Origin of the sequence: Janthinobacterium fluminis (assembly GCF_028595325.1) — a bacterium.
GTDB lineage: Bacteria > Pseudomonadota > Gammaproteobacteria > Burkholderiales > Burkholderiaceae_D > Janthinobacterium > Janthinobacterium fluminis.
This window is the reverse complement of sequence record NZ_JAQQXR010000003.1, coordinates 469,686-480,794: the sequence shown is the minus strand read 5'-3', so window position 1 is coordinate 480,794 and position 11,109 is coordinate 469,686. Positions and strand designations below refer to the sequence as shown.

6 protein-coding genes are annotated in these 11,109 nt (G+C 68.7%); all 6 read right to left on the bottom strand.

What is annotated here, in order from left to right:
- Positions 1-18 precede the first annotated feature (18 nt).
- Positions 19-801, bottom strand: coding sequence for an amidohydrolase (locus tag OIK44_RS10770; RefSeq protein WP_273670745.1), 783 nt, complete (start codon positions 799-801; stop codon positions 19-21).
- 4 nt (positions 802-805) lie between these two features.
- Positions 806-1,492 carry a hypothetical protein gene (locus OIK44_RS10765; RefSeq protein ID WP_273670744.1) on the bottom strand — a complete coding sequence of 229 codons (687 nt, stop codon included), beginning with the start codon at positions 1,490-1,492 and terminating at the stop codon, positions 806-808.
- On the bottom strand, positions 1,470-2,738 hold the full coding sequence (locus tag OIK44_RS10760) for an SDR family oxidoreductase (RefSeq protein WP_273670743.1): 1,269 nt from the start codon (positions 2,736-2,738) through the stop codon (positions 1,470-1,472). The genes OIK44_RS10765 and OIK44_RS10760 overlap by 23 nt, the downstream gene beginning before the upstream one ends.
- A 96-nt stretch (positions 2,739-2,834) precedes the next feature.
- Positions 2,835-3,602: an SDR family NAD(P)-dependent oxidoreductase gene (locus tag OIK44_RS10755; protein WP_273670742.1), complete on the bottom strand. Its 768-nt coding sequence runs from the start codon at positions 3,600-3,602 to the stop codon at positions 2,835-2,837.
- Complete coding sequence (locus OIK44_RS10750) at positions 3,599-6,673, bottom strand: PfaD family polyunsaturated fatty acid/polyketide biosynthesis protein (RefSeq protein ID WP_273670741.1); 3,075 nt, start codon at positions 6,671-6,673, stop codon at positions 3,599-3,601. The genes OIK44_RS10755 and OIK44_RS10750 overlap by 4 nt, the downstream gene beginning before the upstream one ends.
- Positions 6,670-10,980, bottom strand: a complete 4,311-nt coding sequence (locus OIK44_RS10745) for a hotdog fold thioesterase (RefSeq protein WP_273670740.1) — start codon at positions 10,978-10,980, stop codon at positions 6,670-6,672. Before OIK44_RS10745 ends, OIK44_RS10750 begins: the two co-directional genes overlap by 4 nt.
- Between the last annotated feature and the right edge of the window lie 129 nt (positions 10,981-11,109).

Here is an 11,109-nt window from a genome sequence, read left to right as displayed (position 1 = left end):
AGCGGGCGGCGCGCGGCGTCAGCGGCTCAGCACGAAACGGTCGGCGTCCTTGAGGAAGGGGAAGGTGCTGCGCACCTCGTCGAGCCGCGCGCCCGACAGCGCCGCCGCGTGCAGGCATTCCTTGTGGCGCTCGTGGAACAGCACCTCGCCGAGCGGGTCGATCAGCATCGAATCGCCGCTGTAGGCGACGCCGTTGCCGTCGGTGCCGACGCGGTTCACGCCGATCACATAGGCCTGGTTTTCGATGGCCCGCGCCTGCAGCAGCGCCTGCCAGTGCTTGGCGCGCCGCTCCGGCCAGCTGGCGATGTACAGGGCGATGTCGTACTGGCCGTCGGTGTTGCGCGACCAGGCGGGGAAACGCAGGTCGTAGCAAATGAAGGTGGCCACCTTCCAGCCGCCGACCGGCACGATCAGCGGCGCCGCGCCGGCCGTGTAGTGGCGGTCCTCGCCGGCGAAGGTGAACAGGTGCTTCTTGTCGTAGTGCAGCAGGCCGCCGTCCGCCTTGGCCCAGACGAGGCGGTTGAAATAGCGGCCGCCGTCCTCGATGACGAGGCTGCCGACGATGTCGCAGCCCTTGGCGGCCGCCTTGGCGCGCATCCAGGCGACGGCCGGGCCGTCCATGCGTTCGGCGACGCCGGCCGGGTTCATCGTGAAGCCGGTGGTAAACATCTCCGGCAGCACGATCAGGCTGGTGGCGCCGACGTCGTTGAGGCGCTGCTCCAGGCGGTGCAGGTTTTCCGCCGGCGCCTCCCAGGCGATATCCGTTTGCAGCAGGGTGACATTCAAATCTTGCGTGTGCATAGGCTCATTTCCCCATTGTCCAGTTGATCAGTAATACTTCATTGCGCTCGCCCGGCTCCTCGCTGTGCTCGCGCACCAGCACGTCGCCGCTGGCGTCCTCGACATACCACTGCTGGCCGGCCAGCTTGCGCCGCGTCGAGGCGAACGACAGCACCCGCGCCAGCCGCGGCCGGCCCGGCAGCGCCAGCGTCTCGTCCGGCAAGCGCCGGTAGGCCACCTCGTCGATGTCGACGTGCTCCAGGTCCAGCACGCGCAGCACGGCCGCCTCGCGCCCGCTGGCCAGGAACAGGCCGGGCGCGTCCTCCGAGGTGGCGTCGTACTCGGCCTGGCGGAAGGTGCTCAGGCGCACCTTGCCGTCGTCGACGCGCAAGGTCATCACGCCGTGCTCCAGTCCGCCCAGCACGGAGCTCTTGTCGCCGTCCTCGTGGGCCGCGTTGGCGTAGCGCCGCACGCCCCCGGCGCCGATGACGATCTCCTCGTCGGCGTCGAGGCTGTAGTCGGACCAGATGCCGCCGCTGCGGATGCGCACCCGGTAGTGCAGCGCCAGCAGCGCCTCGCCGTCCTCGTCGAAGCGGCTGCGGCTGGCCTCGATGCTGCCGACGACGGCGCCGTTGCTCAGCAGCTGGTACTGCAGCTGCAGCGGCGCGGCCGGCGCCGCCGGCGCGCTCTTAAGCAGCGGCGCTGGCGACATGGCCGACCTCGCTCAAATCGGCGTCGTACAGGCTTTCCATGTAGCCGCCGCCGCGGATCGCCGCCGCGCTGATCTGCGCCAGCGGCTGCTGCTCCCGCGGCGCGGCGATGAAGCCGCTGCGGATCGCGTAGTCGAGGTAGCGCGCCATCAGCGTGGCGTCCGAGGCGTGGCAAACGATGTCGCTGCCGGCCAGCAAGGCGTCGATCTTGCGCGTGTCGTACTTGGCGCGCTCCTTGCAATCGCTGCCGTCGTAGAAAATCGACATCAGGTCGGTGAAGGTCGAGCGGTAGGGCTTGCCGGCGCGGCTGATGCGGCCCTCCTGCAGCGCCTCGAAATACACGCGCGTCTCGACGGCGTCGACGCGGTAGCCGTAGCCGCGCACCTGCTCGACGATGGCGTCGTAACTGATGGGCGCCGGACTCGTCAGGTTGTAGGTGCGGTGCCGCGTCGCCGGCAGGTTCAGCGCCGCGAACAGGGCCGCCTTGGCCACATAGTCGACCGGCGAAATGTCGAAGTCCTCGTCCGACTTGAAGCTCAGCCCCGTTTCCACCAGCGCCTTGAGCATCTCGTAATAGATGCCCTTGACCTTGGTCTGCTTGAGCGGATAGCAGCCGGTGCGGCTGTCGCCCCAGATATTGCCCGGCCGCACGATCACCCACTCCAGGCCGCGCGCGCCGGCCTCCTGCACCAGCCGCTCGGCGTCGAACTTCGAGCGCTCGTAAGCCATGTCCTCGAAGCCCTGGCCGACGTCCAGGTCGGTTTCCTTCAGCACGAAGCCGTCCTCGTACAGCTTGTCGCCGACGACGCTGAAGCTGGACGTGTAGAGCAGCGGCGCGCCGGCCGCCAGGCAGAACTCGACGACGTTGGCGGCGCCGCCGACGTTGACCGGCGCGATCTTCGCGTAGGACGCCACCAGGCTGACGTTGGCGGCGCAGTGCAGCGCCAGGTCGACGGCGCCGGCCAGCTCGGCGTAGGCGGCGTCGGCCAGCCCGAACTGCGGCAGGCTGACGTCGCCCAGCACCGGACGGATGCGCCAGGCCTGGTCCTTCAGCGCGCCCTGCTCGTCATACGAGAACAGCACTTCCTCGATGCGCCGCCGCGCCTCCACCGCGTCGGCCGCGCGCACCACGCAATGCACCTCGGCGCCGGTGGCGCTGAGGACTTCCTGCAGCAGACGGCCGCCGAGCACGCCCGTCGCGCCCGTCAGCAAAATGTTTTTTACAGTTGTATCGGCCAGCTGATTCATTCGAAACCTCCCCTGCGAAATGTCTGCATGAACACCGGGTGCAGCGCGGGCGCCGCCAGGGCGGCCCGCCGCTGTCCCCTCCCAATTGTCTTGCTGCTACAACGAACCGACGCGCATGCCGCCATCCATCGGGATCACGGCCGCGTTCAGGTAGTTGGTTTTGCACGTCGCCAGGAAGGTGACCACCTCGGCCACATCCTCGGGCGTGCCCCAGCGCCCCACCGGCACGATGGACTTGACGATCTTCGCCTCGTCGGCCGACATCTGCGCCTCCTCGTCGACGAACTTGTTGAGCATGTTCGTCTTGCAAATGCCGGGCGCCAGCGCCGTCACGCTGATGTTCAGCGGCCCCAGCTCGCGCGCCCACGACTCCGACGCCTTGATCAGGCCGGCCTTCGAGGCCGCGTAGGCGGCGCCGCCGGCCGAACCCCAGATGCCGGCCACGGAGGCGATGTTGACGATGCGCCCGTACTTGCCCTTGGCCATATAGCGCGAGAACACGGCCGTGCAGTTGAAGGCCCCCGTCAGGTTGACGTCGATGACGCGGCGCGACAGCGCGATGCTGCTCTCGGCGATGCAGTAGCCGCGGCCGATGATGCCGGCGTTGTTCACCAGCACCGTGATCTGCGCGCCCATCGCGTCGGCGATCGCCAGGCCGGCCTGCTCGACGCTGGCCGGGTCCGTCACGTCCATGTCGAAGGTGCGCAGGCGCGGGTGGCGCTCCAGGCGCACCAGCAGCTGCTCCAGCGCGGCGGCGTCGACGTCGGTGGCCGCCACCGCGTAGCCGACCTCCAGCAGGGACTTGGCGATGGCGGCGCCGAAGCCGCCGCCGGCGCCCGTGACGATGGCCACCTGCTGCGTCATGCGGCGATCCCTTCCTTGAAGGTGATGTCGATGACCTGGCGCGCGTTGGCCATGGCGTCGAAGATGCGCTCCTCGAAGAAGCGCACGTCGTCCTGGTTCATCAGCATGTTCGAGTACATGCGCGACAGCGGCGAGAACTGGATGCCGTAGCGCTTGGAGATTTCGCGGATGATGATGTCGCAGAACTTGACCTTGTCGCTATAGCCCTCGGAGAAGTCGACCGTCGTCTCCTGCGAGTGATAGACCAGGGCCGTCGGCATGCCCTGCACCACCAGCGGCAGGCCGTTGGCGTGGGCGGCGCGGATGAAGATGTCGGAAATCTGCGAGGTGAAGCCGGCCATGCGCTCGTAGCAGCCGGGGTCCTGCTCGACCAGGTCGAAGGTGGCCTTGATCGCGGCCAGGCCCAGCGGGTAGCCGTTGAAGGTGCCGGCGTGGATCACCTTGCCGCGCGAATACAGGTCCATGATGTCGCGGCGGCCGACGATGGCGGCGATCGGCATCGAGCCGCCGCCCAGCGCCTTGCCGAAGGTGGCCAGATGCGGCGTGACGCCGAGGATGCCCTGGGCGCCGGACAGGCCGAGGCGCACGCCGGTGATGATTTCGTCGAAGATCAGCACGACGTTGTGCTTCTCGCAAATTTCCTTGGCGCGCTCCAGGTAGCCCTCGCGCGGCATGATGCCGCCGCCGTTGATGCAAATCGGCTCCATCAGCACGGCCGCGATTTCATGGTGGTAGCGCTCGATGGTCGCTTCCAGCGCCTGGATGTCGTTCCATGGCAGCATGAAGGACTGGTCTTCCAGCAGGCTGCCGGAGCGGCCCAGGGTGTCCAGCAAATCGCCCTTGAACTGCTCGGGCACGGGGAAGCTCAAGTCCTTCTTCTTGCGCCAGCCCATGATGTTGTCGGCGTTGCCGTGGTAGTGGCCGTGGAAGCGGATGAAGCGGTTCTTGCCCGTGTAGCCGCGCGCCAGGCGCAGCGCGTTCTGCACGGCCTCGGTGCCGCTCAGGCAAAAACGGACCATTTCGGCGCAGGGGATGTGCTTGATGAGCTGCGAGCACACCTCCACCTCCAGGTCGCAGGTGTCGACCGAGGTGACCTTCTCCATGTACTTGATCAGCGCGGCGTTGTACGCCTCGTTGTGGTGGCCGACGAAGAGCGCGCCGAATTTGCAAAACAAGTCCAGGTGCTCGTTGCCGTCCAGGTCCCAGACGCGGGAGTTGCGGCCGCGGTTGAAGGGGATCACCAGCGGACGCTCGGGGTCGCCGAAATTGTAGTGCGTGCCGCCCGGCAGCAAGTCCCAGCACTGTTTGTAGAAGTCTTTCGATTTGCTCAGGGAAAGTTTCGTTTTAGCGTCCATGTTTTTACGTTCCTCTTTCAGAAGGGTAGGTGAATCGATGGGTGAAGCGAGTTGCGGTTCGGCCAGTTCGGCCTCGTCGCCATCCTGGTCGGCGCCGTCGGCGGCGCGGGCCTGGTAGCGCTGCAAGGGTTGCGGCACCAGCACGCCCAGTTGCTGTAAAGCGTGGACGCGGCCCAGATAGGCCGCGCCGGCCATGAGTTCCAGCGCGATGGCGGCGACGCGGCGCTGTTCGACGGCCTCGAAGGGGCCGCCCTTGAGCCATTCATTGGCCGCGCCCATCGCCGCGCCGCACCACACCTGGAAGTCGACGCTGCGCTCGGCGGTGCCGGCGATGGCCCAGCGCGAGGAATTGCCCAGATACCACTGGAACAGCAGGGCCATCTTTTTCTTCGGGTTGGCCCTGGCCGCCGCCAGCGGCGCCAGGTTGCCGCGCCCCGTGAAGAAGGCTTCCGTCTCCGCCCACACCTCGGCCAGCGACTTCTTGAAGACGTTCTTTTCCAGGTTGGCGATCTCGGCCTCGGGCAAGTCCTCGATGCGCTCATACTGCTTGTAGAAGCCGTACATCTTTTGCGCCCGCACCGCGTACATGCTGCCGCCCTTGAGCACCTGCACCTTGGCGCCCAGCTCGAACATATCGGCCGACGGCGCCATCGCCACGTCCTGGATGCTGGCCTTGGCCAGCAGGCGCCGCACCGACTCCGAGGTGCCGGCCTCGACGCAGGCCTGGTTGATCGAGCCCGTCACGACATAGGCGGCGCCCAGCGCGAACGCGGCCGCCACGGCGTGCGGGCTGCCGATGCCGCCGGCGGCGCCGATGCGCACGTGGAAGGGGTGGCGCTGCTGCGCCGCGATCTCGTCGCGCAGGTCGCTGATCGAGCGGAAGATGCAGCTCAACACGCCGCTATCCGTGTGGCCGCCCGAATCGCCCTCGACCGTGATGTCGTCGGCCATCGGCACGCGCGCGGCCAGGCTGGCCTGCTGCTCGGTGATGAGGCCGTCGGCGAGCAGCTGGCGGACGATCTTTTCCGGCGCCGGCTTGAGGAAGTGCTGCGCCACCTCGCGCCGCGACACCTTGGCGATGACGTGGTGGCGCCGCACCACGCTGTCGTTCTCGCCCGCCTTCAAGCCCGTGATGCGGTAGTAGACGATGGCCGGCGACAGGTTGATGTAGGCGGAAGCCTCGACCACCTTGACGTCCTGCTCGATGAACAGCTTGACGCACGCCATCTCCCACTCCGGCTGGCCGGGGTTGTGCAGCAGGTTGATCGCGTAGGGGCCGTTCGGCAGCGCGTCCTTGATGCGCCGGATCGCGCTGCGCACCCGCTCGACCGTTAGGCCGCCGGCGCCGAAGGCGCTGAGGATGCGCCGCGAGCCGAGCGCGATCACCATCTCTTCCGAGTTGATGCCGCCGGCCATCGCCCCGGCGTAATAGGCGAAGCGCACGCCGTAGTCGCGCAGGAAGGACGGGTCGCCGAAGGATTCCGGCGGCCACGCCGGCACGGTGCCCAGGCAGGCCGTCTGGCCGGCGCCGCCCAGGCTGCCGCCCGGCTCCAGCAGCAGGGCGCCCTGCTGCTCCAGCACATGCAGCGGCAGCTCCAGTTGCAGCAGCAACTGCTGCGCCTGCTCCAGGGTCTGCGGCGCCAGGCCGGCGCGGCCCTGCCATTTGCAAGTCGGTGGCGCCAAACGCGGCGCCATGCTCAGTTTTGTTTGGTTCAAGTCGATGCCTCCGTGACGGGTTGCGGCGCCGCCTGCGGCGCGCCGTTGGGTAGCGCCAGCGTGCTGAAGCCGGCGCCGAGGTTGTCGCAGATGCCGATCACATTGCCGCGGTAAATGATCTCGGCGAGGAAGACCAGCGCCACCCGCTCCAGCGCGCCGTCGGCGCCGTAGCTGCGCTCGATCGCCTTGCAGGTGAGGCGGTAGCGCAGCGTCTCGGCCTCGCACTTGACCTCGCCGCGGAACTTGGCGCTGTAGTGGTGGTCGCTCAGCACATGCGGCGTCAGTTGCGGCTGGGTGTACAGGCCCAGGTAGCACAGGTAGAACTTGACCATCTGCTCGCAGCCCTCGACCAGGAAGGTCCCCGGCATCACCGGATCGTTCATGAAGTGGGCCTTGAAGACCCAGTGCGCCGGGTCGATGTCGCACTCGCCGAGCACCTCGCCGAGGCCGAAGGCGCCGCCGTCGGCCGTGACCGACAGCACGCGGTGCAGCATCTTCGCGGCCGGCGCGCACAGCGGCGCCGCGTGCGGCGTGTGGTAGGCCGGGCCGAAGCAGCGCGCCAGGTCGCCGCGCAGCAGCGCGTCGATGGCGGCGTCGTCGAAGGCGCCGCGCTCGCAGCGCAGCGGCGGCGTGAACGGCGCCGCCGGGCCGTCCGTCTTCAGATACGGCGCCGTGTTGACGCCCTTCGACTTCTCAATGTCCTTGGGCAGGAAGAAGCCGGAATTGGCCTCCAGCTTGAACGCCAGGCGCGTGCCGACATAGCACAGGAACTCGTAGGCGATCAGCACATTGCGGCCGACGCGCAGGAAGGACTTGATGTTGACCCGGCCGCGCAGCACCTCGCCGGCCTTCGGCATGGCGCCGTAGACGGTGGTCTGGCTGTCCACCGCGCGGTAGCGCAACTGGCCCTTGAACAGCTGGTCGCAACCGATATAGGTGAAGGCGACGATCATCGCGTGCGAGGATTCCAGCGCGACGAAGGCCGGCACCATGCCGTTGTTGACGTACCAGGCGTCCACCGGCAAGTCGCATTCCCACTCGATGAAGCAGGGTTCCAGCTTGCCCTTCTGCGCCGACATCGCGGTGACGCGCGAGGCGAACATATACGGCGGCGACGGCATGCGCGTGCGGATCGGATACGTGTCGGCCTCGGCGTAGTCCGGCCCCAGCACCTTGGCCACCGAGCCGTTGGTCAGCTCGACCAGCTGGGCTTCGTCGAACACCAGCCGGCGCGGCGCCGGCACCGGCGCCGCCGCCGCGCGCAGCGGCTCGACGGCCAGCCACTGGCCCTCCATCATGGCCGCCATGCGCTGGTAGAAATGCTGCTCGGCCTGCAGATAGCGCAACTGGGTCTGGGCGTTGCGCAGGCAGGCGCGCTCGACCGGGTGCTCGCCGTCCAGCTGGGCGGCGACGCCGGAAGGCGCCGCCGCGGCCGCGGGAGCGGCTGCCGGCACATACGTGGTGCCGAACAGCGCGCAATTGGCCGGATTCAGTATCATCTCCGGGATCGTCTGTTCGCGCCCCGTGTAGACGGTCGTCATCAGGCTGCCGGTGGCGGCGGCGGCCGCCGCCGGCGCCCGCGCCGTGCGGCGGTTGTCCTCGTCGGGCTCCTGCAGCAGCATGTGCGCGTAGGCGCGGTCGATGCCCAGGCTGTTGACGGCGGCCAGGCGCAGGCCGGCGGCCGGCGCGGGCCACGCCAGGCTGGCGGCGGCCGGCTGGAAGGCCGGCCGCGCCGCCCCTTCCGGCGAGCCGGCCACGCCCGCGCCGGCCGGCAGCGCGCGCCGGTACAGGCAATGCGCCGTCTTGATGATGCCGAGGATGCCCTGGGCGGCCGCCAGGTTGCCGTAGTTGGCGCTGACGCTGCCGACGCCGAGCGGCGCGCTGCGGCCGGCGTAGGCTTGCGCCAGGCCGTCCAGCTCGACGCCGCGCTCGGCCGCCTGGCCGCCGCCCAGCTCGATATAGTCGACCGCGCCGGCCGCGGCGCCGGCCTGCGCCAGGGCGGCGGCGGCGGCGCGCGCGACGGCGCCGGCCGCCGGGCGGTAACGCGTGTCGTCGCCGCACTCGTGGACGATCGCCAGGCCGCGCATGACGGCATAGATGCGCTCGTTGGCGGCGCGCGCGTCCTGCTCGCGCTTGAGCAGGATGACGCCGGCGCCGTCGCCTGCCGGCAGCGCCGCGCCGTTCGCGTCGCGCTCGCCCCACAAGACGTTTTCAATGCCGCCGGCGAAGCTGCCGCCGGCCACGATGACGGCCTCGACGAGCTGGTTCGACAGCATGAACTGCGCCAGTTCGATGGCCTTGAACGCGGCGTTTTCATGCGAGCCGAGGAAGAAGGCCGGGCCGTCCAGCTTCAAGTGGGCGGCGATGCGGCTGGCGACGACGTTGCCGATGCCGCCGGTGATGCCCTCCGGGTAGGGCGCCGGGAACAGGCTGTCCTTGGCGATGCGCTCCAGCGCGTCCACCTGCTCCGGGCTCAGCTCGATGCCGCAGCGCGCCAGGCTGTCGCGCACCTGCCAGGCCATTTCATTGCGGGCCTGGTAGCGCAGGCAGCTGTAATCGATGTCGCCGGCGACGATGACGGCGATGTTGCGCTTGTGCCCGTCGATGACATAGCCGGCGTCGTGGAAGGCCCGCTCGGCGGTCGGCATCAGCGACAGGTGCGCCAGCAGATGGGTGCCGACGACTTTCGGCGGCAGGCGGAAGCGCTTGCAGTCGAACTCGAATTTTTCGATGTAGGCGCCCAGCGGCGCCTGGCTCAGGCCGCGCGTCTGCAGGATGTCGGCGCGCCCCTCCAGCCCCAGCCAGCGGGTGTGCGGCAAGGCGCCCAGCACGCTGCGGCCCTGCAGGATGGTGTCGTCGAAACCCTCGTTGGCCTCGGTATCGGCCATCAGCACGGCGCTGCCGATGATGGCCAGGCTGGCCAGCGGCGCCGGCGCCGCGGCGCGCGGCGGCGCCGCCTGGGCGACATGCTCGCGCAGCACCATGTGGCCGTTGACGCCGCCGAAACCGAAGGCGTTGATGCCGGCGCGCTTCAGCGCGCCCTGCTGCGGCCACGGCGTGGCCTCGCGCACGATGTGGCCGAGGTTCAGTTCGCCCTTCGGCGTGGCCACCATGTTCTGCACGTTCAGCGTCGGCGGAATCACGCCGTGGCGCATGGCCAGCAGCACCTTCAGGGTGCTGGCCATGCCCGAAGCCGTCAGCATGTGGCCGATATTGCCCTTGTTGGCGCCGATCAGGGGACGCCGCGCGCAGCCGCCGAAGAAGGCTTCCACGGAAGCCAGTTCGACCTGGTCGCCGACCGGCGTGCCGGTGGCGTGGCATTCGAGGTAGTCGATGCCGCGCTCGATGCCGGCGTAGGCGCGCTGCAGCGACAGCAGCTGGCCGTTCACGTCCGGCACCAGGATGTGCTTGGCGCCGCCGTCGTTGGACAGGCCGATCGATTCGATGACGCCGTAAATCTGGTCGCCGTCGCGCACCGCGTCGGCATGGCGCTTCAGCGCGATCAGGCTGCTGCCCTCGCCCGCCTTCAAACCCTGCGAATCGCGGTCGAACGGCGTCGACGCGCCGTGGCTGGGGAAGGCTTGCAGCACGTTGAAGCCGTGGTCGATGTAGATATGGTCGGCGCGGCAGACGGCGCCGGCCAGCATCAGGTCGGCCTTGCCGCTTTGCAGGTAGTAACTGGCCATCTGGATCGCGTACAGCGCCGAGGCGCAGGCGGCGTCGAGCGCGAAACATGGCCCGCCCAGGCCCAGCGCCTGGGCCGCGATGGTGGCGTTGTGGCTGACCGTTTTCAGGTTCAGCTCGGACAAGCCGTCGGCCTTCCAGTCGCTGTGGAAATGGAAGTCCGGGCGGCCCGTCAGGGTTTGCAGGTACGGCTCCAGCGCCTGCTGGTAGAAGCCGTTCATCAGCTTCTTGCCGGCGTGGGTGGGCATGCCGATGTTGCCGATGATCAGGCCGCAGCGCGCCAGCGCCGGCGCCTTGTCGGCATAACGGCTGTCCTTGAGCGCCTGCTCGGCCGCGTACAGGGTCCACTGGAACAGCGGGTCGAGCTGGCGCAATTGCGCGGCCGGCAGGCGGTAGCCCTCGGCGTCGAACGCGAAGCCGCGCACGTGGCCGTTCTTGCTGTAGCCGATCTTGTCGGCGGTGCCCGCCTGCGGGTGGTGGTACAAGGCCGGGTCGGCGTCCAGCTCCGCGCTGGACAACTCACTGCTGCTGTCCTGGCGCTCCAGCAAATTGCGCCAGTATTGTTCCGGCGTTTCGGCGCCGGGGAACAGGCAGCCTAAGCCGATGATAGCGATTTTTTCCATGTGCATTCCAAGCTTGAAGTTGCCTATGTTTCAGGATCGCCAGGCGCCACAGTCCGCCCTCCGGGCGCCGGCGGCATCCATGCCGCCGGCTTCCCGTCTCGCCGCACTGTTGGGCGCGCGCGCCCGTCC